The organism is uncultured Shewanella sp., from assembly GCF_947501225.1.
GTDB lineage: Bacteria > Pseudomonadota > Gammaproteobacteria > Enterobacterales > Shewanellaceae > Shewanella.
In genome coordinates, this window is sequence record NZ_CANMUW010000005.1 from 95312 (window position 1) to 113247 (window position 17936).

Below are 17936 nucleotides of genomic sequence, written 5' to 3' on the forward strand. Positions count from 1 at the left end.
CAACAGATAGTTGCCACAAGAGCTAAATGTTGCTGCCACTTAGATTCCCTGAAGTTTGCAAGCTTTGGTCTTCATTGCAGCACCAATTCGACCTAGAGTGCCCGGCCAATCCACCCTACAGTGATAAATCGCTAAATTTTAAATATTCACCATAAATAGGTGTTATAGACTCGATATTACTGTAACACCAGCCATACAAAGTGTAAGCAACAGTTTACGGCGTTTACACCTTAGAAAAACTTATCAAAAATGGTAAAATAAATGCCTGAAATTTAGGACGGTAATGGATTGTAATTGTCCTAATACTCAGTATGATGCGCCATCCTCATTAAAGTTGTATTTATGTAGTTTTGGAGCAAAAATGAACGGCCCTGCGATTGAGTCAAACCCACATCATAACAACCCGGGTTTCTCCTCTCTTATCTTTTTGATTGTGATGATGGTCGCCTGCGGCCAGATGGCACAGACTATCTTCGTGCCCGCCCTTCCGGCCATCGCAGATAGTTTCTCCGTATCAGCCGGGCAGCTACAGGCGATCATGGCCTGTTATCTTCTATCTTATGGCTTGCTACAATTTGCTTATGGTCCGGCATCTGACAGGTTAGGCCGTAAGCCCATGCTGGTCCTTGGGCTTTCACTGTTCGTGATAGGTGCAATACTGGCAAGTCTTGCCTCCAGCTATAGTGAACTTATTATAGCCACCCTGTTACAGGGTATAGGTACAGCCAGTGCCGGGGCACTAAGCAGAAGCATACCCAGAGACCACTATTTCGGTGAACCTTTGGTTTCCCTCAACAGCTATATCTCGATGGCAGTGGTATTTTCTCCCCTCATCGCACCATTTGCCGGGAGCTTAATGACTCAATATTTTGGCTGGCAGTCTGTATACACGCTGCTTGCAGCCTTTGGCGCACTTGTGTTGCTTCTCGTTATCTTCAGATTTAAGGAGTCACTGCCAGCAGAGAAACGTAAACCTGGCTCTGTCATGCACTCCTATCGATTTGTACTATCCCATAGAAAGTTTAAGAGTTATCTTCTTTGCCTTGTTGCAACCTTTTCAGGGATTGCCGCATTCGAGGCTGTTGCAGGAGTGCTATACGGTCAGGTTTTAGCACTGTCCCCCTTCTGGGTGAGTGTATATTTTGTCGCTCCGATCCCCGGCTATCTGGCCGGTGCTTATTACGCTGCGAGACTGAAAGATAACAATAAGAGTACCTACAAAAGTGTCGCACTACTTGGAGCAGGCGCCTTGTTTCTGCTGATCCCGGGCCTCTCAAATCTGGTTATAGGCTGGAGTCTGCTGGTGGGCTCCGTGCTATTTTTTACCGGTGCCGGTATCTTGTTTCCCGTTTTAACCTCGGCCGCCTTAGAGCCTTTCCCTCGCCATGCAGGGGTTGCAGGGGCACTACTGGGTGGACTACAAAACTTCGGGGCTGGTGTGGCGGCACTGCTTATGTCTCTGATGCCTATGCATGGTCAGCTCAGCTTAGGCGCTTTGTGCGCCCTGATGGTTATTTTGGTGATACTGGCACTCAATTACGCCCGGTCGGGAACTGATCTCGATAATAGTGATGTGGCAGTGCTGTAATAAGATTCGAGGATTTGAGGTTAGAGGAGCTGGCTGAAAATCAGGAAATAGGCCAGTTGGAAATCCCAACTGGCACATAAGCCCCGAGACTTAGAGGATCCTTCTTAACAGGAAGTCAGCCTTGAGGCGTCTTATACGGGTCATTATCTTACGCACCGGCGCAGGATAGTTATTTAACGTCTCTATCTGGCTGTAATGGTACAAACGCTCTGTATGCTGAAGGATGTGGCTTTGCTCGACTTCAAACTCATCCTTCCACACCCCACTCTCATCCTGCAGCAGCAGGCCATTTTCAAGATCTAAGGCCCATGCCCGTGGATTTAAGTTGCTGCCGGTGATCAGATGACGATAACCGTCGGCGCTGATCCCTTTCAGATGATAGCTGTTGATGCCATCCTTCCAAAGATGGATGTTCAACTGCCCGGATTCTATGGCCCACTGCTGCCTCTTGGCAAACTTACGCAAAGATTGCTCATAAAGATAAGGCAGAGCACCGATAGTAGAAAACTCCTCCTCAGGCGGGATATAGAAGTCATTCGCGGTTTTATCACCAACAACAATATCAATCCGCTTACCGTCGCGTAGGTGCTTGGCCATGGCTCGGGCAAGGATATATGGAGGGTTAAAATATGGCGTACAGATAAACAGAGACTCTTTCGACTGCGCGACCATCTCTACAACCAGCTTGTTAAGCTTGTTTTTCTTACGTCCCAGACCTACCAGAGGTGTGATCCTGTTGCCCTCATATACCTTTGAAAACTCATAATGAGCCTTACTCAGTCGGGTCTTGAGACTCCGAACATCGTTTTTCTCAGGCAGTTGTTCACACTCTTTGTCTTGAGTGAGTGAGCAAACGGCAATATCTTCAACAAGGTAGGTCTGAATCATCTGCCGCATCGAGCGTGCAAGCTCAGCTGACTCAATGACATGATATCTGTCGAAACGATACTTCTCCTGTTGATGAAGATAGATATTGTTGATGCTGGCACCACTGTAGATAACACTATCATCGACAATAAAGCCTTTGAGATGTAACACGCCCATGAATTCACGCGACTTTACCGGCACCCCCAGAATTTCGATGGGGTGCTCGGCCTCGGCCATCACCTTGCGATACATCTGATAGTTACCGCTGTCGCCTTTATGGCCGATAAGACCGCGCCTTGCGCGATGGAAATCGACAAGAACCTTAATATCCAGTGATGGGTTTTGCGCCTTAGCGCCCATCAAGGCGGCTAAGATCTCACGACCGGCCTCATCGTCTTCCAGATAGAGGGCTGAGATAAAAATCGAATGCTCTGCTGAGCTAATGCGCGCTAATAACTCGGCCTTTAGGGCCTTAGGTGTCAACAACCAACGGATCGCGTCAGGTTGGACAGGTATTCCACCAAGCTTATCCAGCAAGGATATCTCCTTAAAAAATGCTTGCCGACTCGGTAGTTGCTATTCGGCTGTAACAGCCTGAACTTCACTACAATCTGTTGCGATTCCGGGTGAGTGTTTAGAATCGCTTCACGGATAGCCTTTACTACCAAGCGGTGTGTTTCGGGATCTTCAGTAAACCAAAGCGATTCGACCTGAGTCAGGCTTCGATCCACCTTGCCATTACGCAAGCCGGCACAGAGGGTTCAATCTAAGTAAATGCCTTGTGAATTGACTTTACAGATCTTAGCCAGCTGTCCGTATAACGTTATGCTTAACGCCGCCAGAACCGCTTGCGGTGCTCCCGCATACGAATATGGGGCATAGCGATCCCTTACAAATTCATAAGGTGATAGAAATTACCGATTTAAGGGCTTTTGAGCAAGGTTTTTCTGCAGAATTGAGTGTTAACACATTAACTTTTGTACTAATTTGAATCAAAATCTCAGCCCCTCATAAAAAGAGACATAAACTGTTCAAATATGAGTACAAACTGTTTTCACTTTTGGCCAAATTTGTTGCTAAAAACACACCTTTCCTGCTAATAAGTTTAACCCTATGTTATGAAAAGTGATTCTTTGAAATTTGCTGCGATAACTGGATAAAAAGCGAATCTTTTTTGATAATATAGCCGCTACCCATTATCACCATGATACCGATAGATGAATCTGAAAATTTTACTCACATTAGCCATAGCTTTGCTACTCGCATGGGCAATTTTTCACTTTAAAGCGGCGCTTGGGCTGTTTATCCTACCTCTGTTCATTGCATTGGTATCATTTGTCACTCTCAGGCTCTATCGTTTGATGGAGAAAGATGATACAGAAGACAGATGAACGCGGCACTGACAGCCGATTAATAACCGCTACTCTTTTTTAACCTGCTAGCCTGTCAATGAGCATAATCTATGGGTTAGGTTATGCTTATATCAGGCGCTGACCCTTACAGGCTGCCTCACTTTTATCTGGCTTATTAAACCTGAGTTTAAACGATTTATGAAAAAGTTAACCGCTACTCTGCTCTTTTGCTGGGTATATTCGTCAACGGCACTGAGTGACGGGTACTTCAATAATATTATGCCATTGATCAAGCCTCCCCACTCTCACACCTCGGTTATCGCTACAGATCTGGTTAACGACACCATCATTTATGAGGAAGATGCCGATATTTTACTTCTACCTGCCAGTACCCAAAAGCTACTGACAGCTGTTGCCGCAACAGCTGAATTGGGAGAGGAGTTTTATTATAAGACCGAAGTTTTTTCACACTTCCCAATTCGCAATGGCAAAGTGGCCGGTGATCTTTTTCTGAAATTCAGCGGAGATCCCACACTAACAACCTTAGAGATCCGTAGTCTGTTAAAGCAGCTGACCGACCAAGGACTTTACGAAGTTGAAGGCAATCTCTATCTCGTAGGTCAAAGCCATGAACAGCTACAGGCTCCCGGTTGGGTCTGGGATGACCTGGGGATCTGCTACTCTGCGCCGGTTTCGAGTTATATCATCAATAAAAACTGTATACATGGGGAGCTTAGGCCCAAGCTTGCCAGCAATAAGAGTCAGCTCAAGTTAGCCAGCTACCTGCCGGTGACCGTCAATAACAGCGCCATATTCGACAAAAGCCGCACCCGGGACTTTTGTAACTTAGAGCTCAAACGTTTGCCGGATAATAAATTTAATTTAAGCGGCTGTTACCCGGGTAGTACCCCCTTGAAACTCGCTATCGCGATCACCGATCCCGCCCTCTTTGCACTTAACTCGGTCAGACAGATCGCTAAGAGCAGTAAAATTAGGGTAAAGGGAGCGGTTTTGTTGGCAGACAGCCTTCCCGCACATTACACTCTTCTTGCCAGCCACCATTCAAAGCCTCTTCCTCAGCTGCTGGACACCATGCTGGTAAAGTCAGATAACTTGATTGCCGACAGCTTACTGAAACAGATTGGTGAGAAAAGGTTTAACCGGCCGGGTAATTTCAGTAATGGCAGCAAGGCTATGGTACAGGTGTTGACTGAGCAAGGGATCGATCTTACCCATGCACGCATCGTAGATGGCTCCGGATTATCACGCTATAACCTCCTCAGCGCCAGACAATTGAGTCAGGTGCTTAAGCTGATATATACCGTACCCAGATATGAAAGTATCATAGCTTCACTGCCTGTTGCCGGAGTTAGTGGCACGCTTAAATATAAATCTTCCTTTAACAGGCCCCCGCTACACAAACATGTCTTAGCCAAGACGGGGTCGATGCAGGGCGTAGATAATCTTGCAGGCTTTATCAAGAGGCCTAACGCTGACGATACCCTGTTTGTCATTTTAGAAAATGGACAGAGCCCGGTTGAGAAAGAGCAGCAGCTGGCCCCATTCAGTGCTCTGTTTCTTCAAACCCTTATCGACCACAAATTTGCGGCCAATGAAACGGCTGCCTCCGGCCCGGAAACATCAACCTTGAGTGATAATCCTTAAACATTTGCCGCTATTAACGCCGTAATAGCGCTTAGTACAGATAAAGTAAAAGGGAATACCGGACAGACAGTATTCCCTTTTTCTCCATAGCCACTTTGAAGATTGCTTTTTTAGCGTTTAGAACAACTCCTCTTCGATATTCATCACGCAAGCATCACCGGCTGTGACCTGGGCTAAATGAAATTCCGCCTTAGGCAACAACTTGCTGACGTAGAAATCTGAGAGTAACTGCTTCTGGCGGGCAAACTCCTTGTCTTCATGATCTAGTGCGGCGTCAGACATCACCAGCCAGAAGTAGCCATACAGAATATGACCGAATGCATCGAGAAAATCGACAGCACAGCTATTGATTAAAGCGGGTTTTTTAGTCTTGTTCTCATTAATGGTGTCGGCGACGCTGAGAAGCGAGTCAAACAGGCCGCCCACCCTTGTGACCTCCTCCGGCTTGGCGTGCGTCAATTCAGACAACTTCTGCTGACACTCACCTACAAACTCAGTTAATGCCGCCAGGTTATCACCGGTCACCTTACGTCCTAAGAAGTCGATAGCCTGAATACCGTTGGTGCCTTCATAGATCTGGGCTATGCGAGTGTCACGAACCAGTTGCTCGACTCCGGTTTCACGTATATAGCCGTGGCCACCAAACACTTGTTGAGCTGTTATGGCTGCATCCAGCCCTCGATCACTTAAAAACGCCTTGGCAACCGGTGTTAATAATCCGACATACCGGGCCGCCTTGGCCTTCGCCTCCCCTTCACCATGCTTTGCGATATCCAGTTGTTTACCTGTGAGTACAGATAGTGCACGGCCGGCTTCGGTCAAGGTACGAATGTTAAGTAACATACGTCGCACATCACCATGAACTAAAATTGGATCGCTGTTTGCGCCGGTAGGCGAACCACCGGCGGCAACACCTTGAATACGCTCTTTTGCATACTCAGAAGCCATCTGATAAGCCGCCTGGGAGGTACCTAACCCCTGAATACCGATAGCCAGACGTTCATAATTCATCATGGTAAACATACAGACCAGGCCACGATTTGGCTTGCCTATCAGGTATCCCTGGGCTTCGTCATAGTTCATCACGCAGGTCGCTGAGGCTTTCAGCCCCATCTTGTGTTCGATAGAGCCGACAGTTACACCATTTGACTCACCTAAGTTACCCGCATCGTCGACTTTTATCTTAGGAACCAGAAAGAGCGAGATCCCATTGGAACCTGGCAACTTAGCCAGTACTAGATGAATGACATTTTCGGTGAGATCATGATCGCCACCTGTGATGAAGATCTTACTGCCGGTGATGTTATAGCTGCCATCGTCATTAGGTACGGCTTTAGTGCGAATATTACGCAAATCTGAGCCGGCCTGGGGCTCCGTCATATCCATGGCTCCGGCCCACTCACCGCTATACAACATAGGAAGGTATTTCTCTTTTATCTCCTCACTTCCGTGGGCATTAATGCACAGCGCTGCACCAGCCGTAAGAGAGCCATATAAGGTAAAAGAGTTACATGCGCTATATGCCATCTCATCAACCAACACCCCCAGCATCTTAGGCATCCCCATGCCGCCTAACTCAGGATCGCCACAGAGTCCCACCCAACCGCCTTCGGCGTATTGGTTATAGACGGCTTTGAAGCCGTCGGGCGTGATCACCGTATCATCTTGATGCCTTACACCTTGCTCATCACCGCTGCGATTAATAGGATGGATCAACTCACGACTTATCTTGTCTGCTTCATCCATGATCGCAACCGCGGTGTCCATGTCGACATTTTCGGCAATTGCAGGCAACGACGCCCAGGTGTTCGGTGCATCAAATACCTTGTCTAACAAAAATTTCATTTCGGCTAACGGAGCTTGGTAGGGATTCATCAGAGACTCTCAAACAATAGATTAAAACGGTTGTTTTAATTTATACCAGATACCGTAGGAAAAGAAAGCGATATTTGAATGAGTGAGAGGAAAAGAGGAAGTTTAAGAGGTAAATTAAACGGCCAGGCTTTAGACGCTGGAACCAAAATAGAAAATAATAAGTAAAAAAAGAGGCTTCTGCTGAGCCAGAAACCTCTTAGTGTTTAGGTACTGGGTACTAAAGCCTAGCCCCTCTCTATGCCTACCACATCAAATCATCCGGAATGACATAATCAGCATAGGGATCATCCTCTTCAACAACTTCTGAGTTGTCATCCTGAACCCAGAGATAACCGCACCACTCTGGAACCAGCATATTGACACGTTCGGCAAGCTTATGAGGAACCAGATAACTGGTCTCCTCGTGCCTGACTATGCCGAGTTGTCCGTTTAGCAGCTGAGCCTGTAGCTTATCGTCGACATAGATAGAATAGATCTTATTTTCTAACGTGTAGTTGAACTTAAGTTCTGCCTGCTGTGGAGCCTTAATTGCCAAACGCTTAAATTCAGTGACTAAACCACGAACCAGGCCTTTCTCTGACGCTTCGGCAAACCGCTTCTCATTGAGTGCTTTATCCTTAGCCGCTTGAGCCTGCTTCTGCTGAGCAATCTCTTGCTTCAGAGCCGCACTGCCATCATCGATCTTGGCCTTACGATCGCGCCTTTTTTGCGTTTTGGCTTTCTGAACTTTCTGTTTACTCACAAGTCCAGCTTTGAGTAACTGCTCCTGAAAAGGATTTGCCATCTCTATCTCACTTACACTGTTTTTAATAAATCTTACTTGTTAACTGTTATTTTAACGATTGGTGAATCGCGGTCAATGCCGCCAGTGGATCGTTTGCCTGAGTGATAGGCCGACCAATAACCAGATAGTCAGATCCCGCTTCAATAGCCTGAGGTGGTGTCATGATTCTATGCTGATCACCTTTGTCTGAGCCAACAGGGCGAATACCTGGTGTAACCAACTTAAAGCTGTCACCCAAAGTTGACTTGAGCAACTCAGATTCATGAGCAGAGCAGACAACCCCATCCAGGCCAGCTTTCTGGGTCAGATTGGCCAGACGCTTAACATGTTCAAAGGCGGGTACATCTATGCCGATCAACTTTAGATCCTCGTCACTCATAGAGGTCAATACAGTTACGGCTATCAGTAAAGGAGCATCTTTTCCATAAGGCTCCAGTGCTTGCTTAGCAGCTTGCATCATCGCCAAGCCACCCGTTGCATGAACATTGGTCATCCAAACGCCTAACTCGGCCGCTGCGGTTACCGCTTTAGCAACGGTATTTGGAATATCATGAAACTTAAGGTCTAAAAATAGATCGAAATTCCGGTTATGAATATCTTTAACAAGTTCTGGACCGAAGAGAGTGAACATCTCTTTGCCTACTTTAAGGCGACACATCTGCGGATCTAACTGATCGATTAATTGCAAAGCAGCCTTTTTGTCATCAAAATCAAGGGCGACCACGATAGGTTTATTATTCATTATTTCTCCAATTGCTTTGCTTAAATGTTAATCCTGGTTGAAGAGTCGAGGCATCCCTCTTCTCTTAGCTACATGGCGCAACCTTACTCGCCATCTAATCCCCGTATTCGTTTAATGCTGCCCCAACTTTTACAGGAGGGGCAATGCCAGTAGAGACTGTGGGACGGGAAACCACACTCACCACAGCGGTATCCGGGACGGAACTTGATCTGTTGCTCAACAAGTTTCTCAAGCATAGTCAGGCTCTCTTTAGCCTGTCCATCTTCCGCTTGCTGAACCTGCATCTGCATAAGATGCTGAAAACTCTTCATCGTAGGGTGGCGATATAGGCCATCCAGAACTAATTTCTCAGCCGCTTTGGTTTCCCCCTGATCAATTAGGTGCTGCGCTAATGTGATCGCTACACTGGCCCCGGCTCCATGTTGAAGGGCTTGTCTGAGATAATCACAATAGCCGGTAGCATCATGACTATCTTGAAATACCTGCCGGCAGGTAGCCAATGCGTCGGGAACAAGTTCAATATCCGCCTCGATCAGTTTATAGAGCATATCTTTACATCTGCTGGGTTCCCCCAGATCAAGAAACTTTTGCGCTAAGGTTAATATAGCCCTGCCGCAGAATGGATCTTGCTTTATCGCGGCCTGAAGCAGCTTTATTTGCGCAGATTCGTCAGGCTCTTCATTGGCAAGTTCGCAATAAAAATGTGCACAGTTATGCTTCAAACACTGCTGTCGTTTACGTTTCAGCGATTTAATGATGTTGATGGCTTTCTGCCACTCTTTAGTTACCTGATAGATATCGATCAGGTGTGTCTCAGCGGCTTCACTGTGATCATCCTGTTTTACCAGATTGAGAAAGATCTCTTCGGCGCGATCATAGAAGCCAGCGGCAAGATAATCTTTTCCAAGTTCCATCATAGCAATGTCGCGCTGCTCTGTAGTGAGGCTGGGACGGGCAATTAAGTTTTGATGTATACGAATCGAGCGATCGACCTCACCTCGTTTACGAAAAAGTGAGCCCAGAGAGAGGTGCGTATCTATTGTTTCATCGTCGACGTCGAGCATAGAGATAAAGAGATCAACGGCTTTATCTGATTCATTGGAAAGGAGAAAGTTAAGTCCGGTGAAATAATCACGACTCAACTTTTTACGATCACTACTCTGTTTATGCCTGACACTACGGCGGCCCATATACCAACCATATCCGGCGGCTATAGGCAATAACAGGAACAGGATCTCAAGCATATTATGCGTCTACTTCCTTAGGCGTCGAATCACCGACGAGCTTAGCTTCAAGGTGAGCATTTTTTTTATTCACAGTCCTTAGTGCAAGTTTCAGCTTTGCAATATGATAGACGGCGAAAAACCAACTGATGATAAATCCAGACAGAAAGACCACCGCGAGTACGACAGGTAATCTGAATTCACCCTGAGCAACGAAATAACTTATCGTAACGACCTGTTCGTTACGAGCACCAAATATCAGAGCCAAAAAGAAAAACAGCGCAACTAACACTGTGACGATAAATGACTTCACGTTATTCTCCATGTACGCAGTAGTGCCAACTTCATAAGATACCCGGTCAATCCGGCTCATTCGAACACCTCAAATCGAGTCACAAAGACAAAATCGATATGAGTCCCCATAGTGAGGCTGAAGAATAAAGCAAAGGGTATAAATATCTACTGATTATCTAAGAATTTCACTCAACTAGCTAGGGATTACTGAATTATAGGCATAAAAAAGCCTCCATTCGGAGGCTTTTAAAACAATGTCATTTATGCATTAATTGCATCGACACGTTCGCGCAGTTCTTTGCCTGGCTTAAAGTGCGGTACGTACTTGCCATCCAATTCAACTGATGTTCCAGTCTTTGGATTACGGCCTGTACGCGGAGCACGGAAGTGTAGAGAAAAGCTACCAAAACCACGGATCTCGATACGGTCACCGCCTTCCAATGTCTGAGCCATCTGCTCTAACATCTCTTTGATTGCACTTTCCACCTCTTTAGCCGACAGCTGCGACTGCCTCGTGGCGAGTTTTTCGATCAGTTCGGATTTTGTCATCCTATACCCTCTATTATCAAGCCAAACACAGTCACCTAACAGGGGTGCAAGCACCCCAGAACTTCAGGCGATTACTTGCGAGCCGCTTTGAACGCTTCAGCCATTGCACTGCTCATTACAGCGTCTTCCTGCTTGTTCAAGCTAGCCATTGCTTCTTTCTCTTCAGCTTCATCCTTAGCACGGATAGAAAGGCTGATGGTGCGGTTCTTACGATCTACACCCATGAACTTAGATTCAACAGTGTCACCTACAGAGTAAACTGTTGATGCATCTTCGATGCGCTCACGAGAGATATCTGAAACGCGAAGGTAACCTTCAACAGTCTCAGCTAGTTCAATTGTAACACCTTTTGCGTCAACTGCTGTAACAACACCACTTACTACAACACCTTTCTTCTTATCAGCAAGGTATGCATTGAATGGATCGTCTTCAGTTTGCTTAACACCTAAGCTGATACGCTCGCGCTCTGGGTCAACTGAAAGAACAACTGCGTTGATCTCGTCGCCTTTCTTGTATTCAGCAACAGCTTCTTCGCCAGTACCGTTCCAAGAGATGTCAGAAAGGTGAACCAGACCGTCGATGCCACCATCAAGACCGATGAAGATACCGAAGTCAGTGATAGACTTGATCTTACCAGAAACCTTGTCACCCTTCTGGAAACGCTCTGCGAAATCATCCCATGGGTTAGTCTTACACTGCTTAAGACCAAGAGAGATACGACGACGCTCTTCATCAATGTCAAGAACCAGAACTTCAACTTCATCACCAAGGTTAACAACCTTAGATGGGTGAATGTTCTTGTTAGTCCAATCCATTTCAGAAACGTGAACAAGACCTTCAACGCCTTCTTCGATTTCAACGAAACAACCGTAGTCAGTAAGGTTAGTAACGCGACCAGTCAGACGAGTGTTTTCTGGGTAGCGCTTGCTGATTTCTAACCATGGATCTTCGCCAAGTTGCTTAAGACCTAGTGATACACGAGTGCGCTCACGATCGTACTTAAGAACTTTAACATTGATTTCGTCACCAACGTTTACGATTTCAGATGGGTGCTTAACACGCTTCCACGCCATATCAGTGATATGTAGCAGGCCGTCAACACCACCTAGGTCTACGAATGCACCGTAGTCAGTAAGGTTCTTAACGATACCCTTAACTGATTGACCTTCTTGTAGGTTCTCAAGAAGAGCATCACGCTCTGCACTGCTTTCAGACTCGATAACAGCACGACGAGAAACAACAACGTTGTTGCGCTTCTGGTCTAACTTGATAACTTTGAATTCTAGATCTTTGTTTTCCAGGTGAGCTGTATCGCGAACTGGGCGAACGTCAACCAGAGAACCAGGTAGGAATGCACGGATACCGTTTAATTCAACAGTGAAACCGCCCTTAACCTTACCATTGATGACACCGATTACAGTTTCAGCATCTTCGTAAGCTTTTTCTAGAACGATCCAAGCTTCGTGACGCTTAGCTTTTTCGCGAGACAGTTGAGTCTCACCGAAGCCATCTTCAACAGAGTCAAGCGCTACGTCAACAGAATCACCAACAGCGATTTCTAGTTCGCCTTGAGCATTTTTGAACTGCTCAGCTGGGATTGGGCTTTCTGACTTAAGACCAGCGTCAACCAGTACAGTACCGTTCTCGATGCGTACAACTACACCAGTTACGATAGAACCAGGACGGAACTCAAGTTCATTAAGGGATTGTTCAAATAGATCAGCAAAAGATTCAGTCATGTTTAAGTTACTTTATTTAATAAACCACGGCTCATCCTGGACGTGGAGTCAGTATAATAATCCGCATCATCCTTGTTGCGAATGGTATTGTGTCAGCCGAAAATCAGCTCACACCAGGTAATTTTGTTTGTATGTGCGTCAATGCAATATCGAGCACTTCATCTATCCCGATTCCGGACGTGTCAATGATCAATGCATCCTCGGCTGGAACCAGAGGAGCAACGCTGCGATTGGAATCGCGTTCGTCACGTTCTTTAATCTCGGACAAAAGACGGTCGATATTAACATCGAAGCCCTTGTCTTGCAACTGATTATAGCGCCTTTGGGCTCTTTCTTCCGCAGATGCGGTCAAATAAATTTTAGCTGGTGTAGTCGGGAAAACGACTGTTCCCATATCACGACCATCGGCAATCAAACCCGGTGCTTCATTAAATGCACGTTGACGGCGTAATAGCGCCTCTCTTACTCTGGGATAAGCTGCGACTTTAGAGGCTGCATTAGAACACTCTTGACTGCGAATATCTGTCGAGACATCTTCCCCCTCAAGAATGACTTTGATACCCGGTTGTTCATTACCGGCTACAAATTGAACATCCAGGTGTGCGGCTAATAAGGTTAGCGAGTCTTCGTTATCGAGCTCAACATTGTGATGAATTGCAGCTAAGGCCAAAACCCGGTAGATCGCACCGCTATCTAACAGTTTCCAACCCAAGCGCTCGGCTAGTAACTGGCTAATCGTACCTTTTCCCGCACCGCTAGGACCGTCGATAGTGACAACAGGAGCCCTTTCAGACATAAATTTCTCCACAGTAAAATCCATTTCCCTAAGATTTTAAATTGGTTAACCAATTGAACCTCTTGAAATACTGGACTGTTCAAATTGATTTAACCGAAAAATGAGCGCGCGTATTATAAACCAAGTACGCAGAGAAAGCGGTAAAAACTTGTTAGTTAAATTTTGTAACAAAGTTTCAGTCACAAAAAAGGGCCGCAAGCGACCCTTGTCTGATTAACACCGTTTTATTGCGCCAATGCAGTAAACTGATTGAAATAATCGGGGAAAGTTTTTGAGGTGCAATCGGGATCATTGATAGTAATACCACAATCGGCGAACGCCAGCATAGAGAAACACATGGCCATCCTGTGATCGTTATAGGTATCAATCTCGGCGGTATGAGGCCGAGCGGGTGGAGTGACACTGATGTAATCATGTCCCTCATCGACGATAGCACCGACCTTGCGAAGTTCGGTTGCCATAGCTGCGAGTCGGTCGGTCTCTTTGATGCGCCAGTTATAGATATTGCGGATATGGGTCGTACCTGTCGCAAACAGCGCCGCGGTCGCTATGGTCATAGCCGCGTCGGGAATATGGTTCATATCCAGATCGACAGCCTTGAGTGTCGACCCACGCGAAATGATGTAATCGTCTCCCCACTCTATATCGGCCCCCATCTTCTCTAAGACATCGGCAAACTTGACGTCGCCCTGGATACTCAGCCGCCCTACTCCGGTCACCTTAACCTCACCGCCTTTAATCGCTCCGGCTGCAAGAAAGTAGGAAGCCGAGGAGGCGTCGCCCTCAACCAATACCTTACCGGGAGAAACATAGGACTGACGACCTTTGATCTCAAATCTTTCATAGCTGTGATTTATCACCCTGACCCCAAACTGCTCCATCAAAGCGATGGTGATATCGATATAAGGCTTAGAGACAAGCTCCCCCTTAATCTTGATATTTACATCTCCCGTTGCCAATGGTGCAACCATCAGCAGAGCCGTCAAGAACTGACTGGAAAGATCGCCTGCAATCTCAACGTCTCCGGCTTGAAGACCGGTTGCATTGATAGTCAAAGGCGGAAACCCCTCATTTTTGAGGTAGGCGACATTCGCACCAAGTTGTCTGAGCGCATCGACAAGATCACCGATGGGGCGCTCCTCCATTCTAGGCTCACCGGTTAGGGTAAATTCGCCCTGCCCCAAAGTTAATGCCGCACATAATGGACGCATCGCGGTACCGGCATTACCGAGAAACAGGGTTTGCGCCTGCCGGGTATTAAGAGGGGCTCCAATCCCCTCCAGCTCACAGACGGTGTTGTTTTCAGATAAACGATAGTTCACCCCAAGCTGTTTCAGGGACGTTAACATATAACGGATATCGTCGGAGTCCAGTAAATTAGTGAGTGTCGTGGTGCCTTTTGCAAGCGTAGCAAGTAAAAGTGCGCGGTTAGAGATACTTTTAGACCCAGGGATATTGATGGTTCCCTGAACTTTGTCGATTGGCTCGAGACGTAGCTGTTTCATTAAAATACTTCTTTATTATCGCGGGACAAACAACCCACTGGTTAACGATAGATGTTCATGTTAAACAGACTGTAAAGGATACGACTGGCGCCATCACGACAAAATGGCGTTCTGTTTAACCGGCGTTTGAACTTCGTAGTTATAAAGTTACCGACTGGGCGCGTTATATTCAAGCAATAACTGCAACACTTTTTTATGATTTCTAAGCTTTTAAACTATTTTGGGTCTAAATTGGTATAAATCTACAATTAACCTGCCAGATGAAGCGTTGTTCGGCTGGGTTAAGTTGAATTTTTAATGCAAAGAGTTTACAACTGGAAGGAATTAATGCCATTTGTCAGTTGAATTTAAATATCGTGTTAGGCTGTTCCAATCTCATTGAATTACGTTACCCTAAACTCAAATAGAAAAAGGCAGAGAGCTGCCTGCGAATAAAAAGGTAATTGAGCTATGTTCGATAAATTAACCGCTATGCCTTCAGACCCTATTCTGGGATTAATGACAAAATACCGAGAAGATAAACGCACTAAAAAGGTTGATCTGGGCGTCGGAGTCTACAAGGATGAAGCGGGACATACCCCCATTTTGACCTGTGTGAAAAAAGCGGAGCAGCATCGAATAGACACAGAGGAAACTAAAGTTTACATAGGCCCTACCGGTTCAGCCGATTTCAACCGGTTACTTGGTGAGTTAGCCTTTGGCAGCGATAATCCTGCAATTTTAGCAGATCGTGTACGCACCGTATCTACTCCGGGGGGCACAGGAGCGCTTCGCGTTGCTGCCGACTTCATAAAACGGGCCGGTTCGCTTAATAAGAGCGGCGAGGCCGTCATCTGGGTCAGCGATCCTACCTGGGCAAATCATACAGGGCTGTTCGAAGCGGCAGGTATAACGGTTAAAACATACCCATACTACGACTACGACGCTAAGTCGCTGAAGTTCGATGAGATGAAAGCCGCTCTGGCGACGGTTGGTCCCGACGATGTCGTGCTGCTGCACGCTTGCTGTCACAACCCGAGCGGAATGGATCTCACCCAAACTCAATGGGATGAGATTATTGCGCTGACCAAAGAGCAAGGTTTTACCCCCTTAATCGATATGGCCTACCAAGGTTTCGGCGAGAGTGTGGATGCCGATGCCTATGGTGTGCGTAAGATGGCGGCCACGGTCGATAACATGATCTTATGTAGTTCCTGTTCGAAGAATTTCGGTTTATATCGTGAACGTATCGGAGCCTGCTCTATTGTTGGTAAAGATGTGGCATCTGCTAATATAGCATTCTCGGTGCTGTTATATGTGGTTCGTTGCATCTACTCTATGCCACCCGCTCACGGCGCGGCCATTGTCGAGACCATTTTAGGCTCGCAAGAGTTGAAACAGGAGTGGTTATCCGAACTTAAGGTGATGCGGGACCGAATCAACGGCAACCGTGCCATGTTGGTAGCCAAGCTAAAAGAGAAAGGTGTAACACGTAACTTTGACTTTATCGCCGAGCAGAAAGGTATGTTCTCATTCTTAGGTATCACTCCTGAGCAGGTCGCCACACTGCAATCAGAGCATAGTATCTATATGGTTGACTCCAGCCGTATCAGTATTGCGGGTATCGGCTTAGGCAATGTTGATCACCTGGCAGAATCGATAGCAAAAGTACTCTAATAGACCCTTGCATGGCAAGCTAATCGACGCCAACTTCGTTGGCTAAATGAAAATATTCTTCATCTAGCCGACGAAGTCAGCGTCTCCTAGCCAGTTTACCGTCGTCTTTGCTTTAGCTGTTCTTTTCAGCAAAATCCTTCATAAACTCAACCAGCTTTTCAACACCTTCCAGAGGCATGGCGTTGTATATACTTGCGCGCATGCCACCTACACTTCGATGCCCTTTCAGTGCCACAAGGCCGGCAGCCTTTGCCTGGTTCAGAAAAGTGTCGTTGAGAGTTTCATCTTTGAGATAAAAGACAACATTCATCTGAGAACGGTTGGCTTGTCCTACTCTATTTTCATAAAAGTCACAGCTATCAATAAATTGATATAGGCATTGCGCCTTCTTATCATTAACCTCAGCCATGGCGCTAACACCACCTTTCTGCTTGAGCCAATCAAATACTTCGGCGGCTAAGTACCAGGCAAATGTCGGAGGCGTATTATACATAGAGCCATGTTTCACGGCTAAGCGATAGTCCATGATAGAGGATTGAGGAAGACTCGGTAACTTGAGCATATCGTCACGTACGATCACTATGCTTAATCCCGATGGGCCAATATTCTTCTGTGCCCCGGCATAGATCAGACCAAACTTACTGACATCTATCTCACGTGACATGATATTGGATGACATATCGGCCACGATTGGCCAGGGACAGTTTATATCATCAAAAATTTCGATACCATCGACCGTCTCATTGGGGCAGTAGTGCAGATAACGATAGTCATCATTTGCAGCGGAAAAATCAGGAAGCTGAACCCTCTTGACACCATTGTCTTCGACCAGAAGATCTATGGTGTCGATCTGACCGTCACTGGTTAACTTTCTGGCTTCGGCTACCGCCGAGCTGGACCAACTGCCGGACTCTAAATAGAGCGCCCTGCCGTTTTTACCGAGAAAATTATTCACAACTGCAGAAAACTGGCCACGGCCCCCACCATGCATGAAGAGTACATGGTAATTAGCCGGAATCGACATCAATTCTCTGAGATCAGCCTCGGCACGGTCGGTCAACGCGATAAACTCTTTACTGCGATGGCTCACCTCCATTACTGAGGTGCCCAAGCCATTCCAGTCGAGTAGTTCACTCTGGGCTTTTGTCATAACAGCTTTGGGTAACATTGCCGGACCTGCACAGAAATTGTATGTCGTACTCACTCTTCTCTCCTTTCCCTTACTAAGTGCTGTTGGTTCATTTTTTATATAGGTACCCATCTTGTCACAGGATAGAGACAAGATACCTGTTTTATTTTTA

16 protein-coding genes are annotated in these 17936 nt (G+C 46.4%); 4 read left to right on the plus strand and 12 right to left on the minus strand.

Annotated features, from left to right (window positions below; genetic code table 11):
• The first annotated feature begins 361 nt into the window (after nucleotides 1-361).
• The gene (gene emrD, locus Q1B47_RS09345; RefSeq protein ID WP_299792192.1) at nucleotides 362-1588 is read left to right on the plus strand and encodes a multidrug efflux MFS transporter EmrD; all 1227 of its coding nucleotides are present in this window, start codon (nucleotides 362-364) and stop codon (nucleotides 1586-1588) included.
• Between the two features lie 90 nt (nucleotides 1589-1678).
• Here emrD and pssA read toward each other — a convergent pair whose 3' ends face one another.
• A complete protein-coding gene (gene pssA / locus Q1B47_RS09350; protein WP_299792195.1) occupies nucleotides 1679-2992 on the minus strand; it encodes a CDP-diacylglycerol--serine O-phosphatidyltransferase in 1314 nt (437 codons plus the stop codon).
• Entirely contained in the window at nucleotides 2935-3186 is a 252-nt protein-coding gene (locus tag Q1B47_RS09355; protein WP_299792764.1) for a DUF1904 family protein, read from the minus strand. Before Q1B47_RS09355 ends, pssA begins: the two co-directional genes overlap by 58 nt.
• A gap of 486 nt (nucleotides 3187-3672) precedes the next feature.
• Here Q1B47_RS09355 and Q1B47_RS09360 point away from each other — a divergent pair, with 486 nt between their 5' ends.
• Nucleotides 3673-3846 (plus strand): hypothetical protein, encoded by a 174-nt coding sequence (locus Q1B47_RS09360; protein ID WP_299792198.1) that lies wholly within the window; start codon nucleotides 3673-3675, stop codon nucleotides 3844-3846.
• Between the two features lie 159 nt (nucleotides 3847-4005).
• Nucleotides 4006-5472 carry a D-alanyl-D-alanine carboxypeptidase/D-alanyl-D-alanine-endopeptidase gene (gene dacB / locus Q1B47_RS09365; RefSeq protein WP_299792201.1) on the plus strand — a complete coding sequence of 489 codons (1467 nt, stop codon included), beginning with the start codon at nucleotides 4006-4008 and terminating at the stop codon, nucleotides 5470-5472.
• A 117-nt stretch (nucleotides 5473-5589) separates the two neighbouring features.
• On the opposite strand, the gene Q1B47_RS09370 is transcribed toward dacB, so the two are convergent.
• From Q1B47_RS09370 to aroA, 9 genes are all read right to left on the minus strand, one after another.
• A complete protein-coding gene (locus Q1B47_RS09370; RefSeq protein WP_299792204.1) occupies nucleotides 5590-7347 on the minus strand; it encodes an acyl-CoA dehydrogenase in 1758 nt (585 codons plus the stop codon).
• Between the two features lie 241 nt (nucleotides 7348-7588).
• A complete protein-coding gene (locus Q1B47_RS09375) occupies nucleotides 7589-8131 on the minus strand; it encodes a DUF2058 domain-containing protein (protein ID WP_299792207.1) in 543 nt (180 codons plus the stop codon).
• Between the two features lie 46 nt (nucleotides 8132-8177).
• Complete coding sequence (pyrF, locus tag Q1B47_RS09380) at nucleotides 8178-8873, minus strand: orotidine-5'-phosphate decarboxylase (RefSeq protein WP_299792211.1); 696 nt, start codon at nucleotides 8871-8873, stop codon at nucleotides 8178-8180.
• Nucleotides 8874-8956: 83 nt separating this feature from the next.
• Nucleotides 8957-10117, minus strand: coding sequence for a lipopolysaccharide assembly protein LapB (lapB, locus tag Q1B47_RS09385; RefSeq protein ID WP_299792215.1), 1161 nt, complete (start codon nucleotides 10115-10117; stop codon nucleotides 8957-8959).
• A 1-nt stretch (nucleotide 10118) separates the two neighbouring features.
• Complete coding sequence (locus Q1B47_RS09390) at nucleotides 10119-10409, minus strand: LapA family protein (protein ID WP_299792767.1); 291 nt, start codon at nucleotides 10407-10409, stop codon at nucleotides 10119-10121.
• A 242-nt stretch (nucleotides 10410-10651) separates the two neighbouring features.
• A complete protein-coding gene (gene ihfB, locus Q1B47_RS09395) occupies nucleotides 10652-10939 on the minus strand; it encodes an integration host factor subunit beta (RefSeq protein WP_193631234.1) in 288 nt (95 codons plus the stop codon).
• A 71-nt stretch (nucleotides 10940-11010) separates the two neighbouring features.
• Nucleotides 11011-12678, minus strand: a complete 1668-nt coding sequence (gene rpsA, locus Q1B47_RS09400) for a 30S ribosomal protein S1 (protein ID WP_299792220.1) — start codon at nucleotides 12676-12678, stop codon at nucleotides 11011-11013.
• Between the two features lie 103 nt (nucleotides 12679-12781).
• On the minus strand, nucleotides 12782-13474 hold the full coding sequence (gene cmk / locus Q1B47_RS09405) for a (d)CMP kinase (RefSeq protein ID WP_299792223.1): 693 nt from the start codon (nucleotides 13472-13474) through the stop codon (nucleotides 12782-12784).
• 224 nt (nucleotides 13475-13698) lie between these two features.
• Entirely contained in the window at nucleotides 13699-14979 is a 1281-nt protein-coding gene (gene aroA, locus Q1B47_RS09410; RefSeq protein ID WP_299792226.1) for a 3-phosphoshikimate 1-carboxyvinyltransferase, read from the minus strand.
• A 450-nt stretch (nucleotides 14980-15429) separates the two neighbouring features.
• Between aroA and Q1B47_RS09415 the strand changes: the two genes are divergently transcribed.
• On the plus strand, nucleotides 15430-16635 hold the full coding sequence (locus tag Q1B47_RS09415) for an amino acid aminotransferase (RefSeq protein ID WP_299792228.1): 1206 nt from the start codon (nucleotides 15430-15432) through the stop codon (nucleotides 16633-16635).
• Nucleotides 16636-16747: 112 nt separating this feature from the next.
• Here the strand turns inward: Q1B47_RS09415 and serC are convergent, their stop codons facing one another.
• Nucleotides 16748-17839: a 3-phosphoserine/phosphohydroxythreonine transaminase gene (gene serC / locus Q1B47_RS09420; protein ID WP_299792231.1), complete on the minus strand. Its 1092-nt coding sequence runs from the start codon at nucleotides 17837-17839 to the stop codon at nucleotides 16748-16750.
• Nucleotides 17840-17936 lie beyond the last annotated feature (97 nt).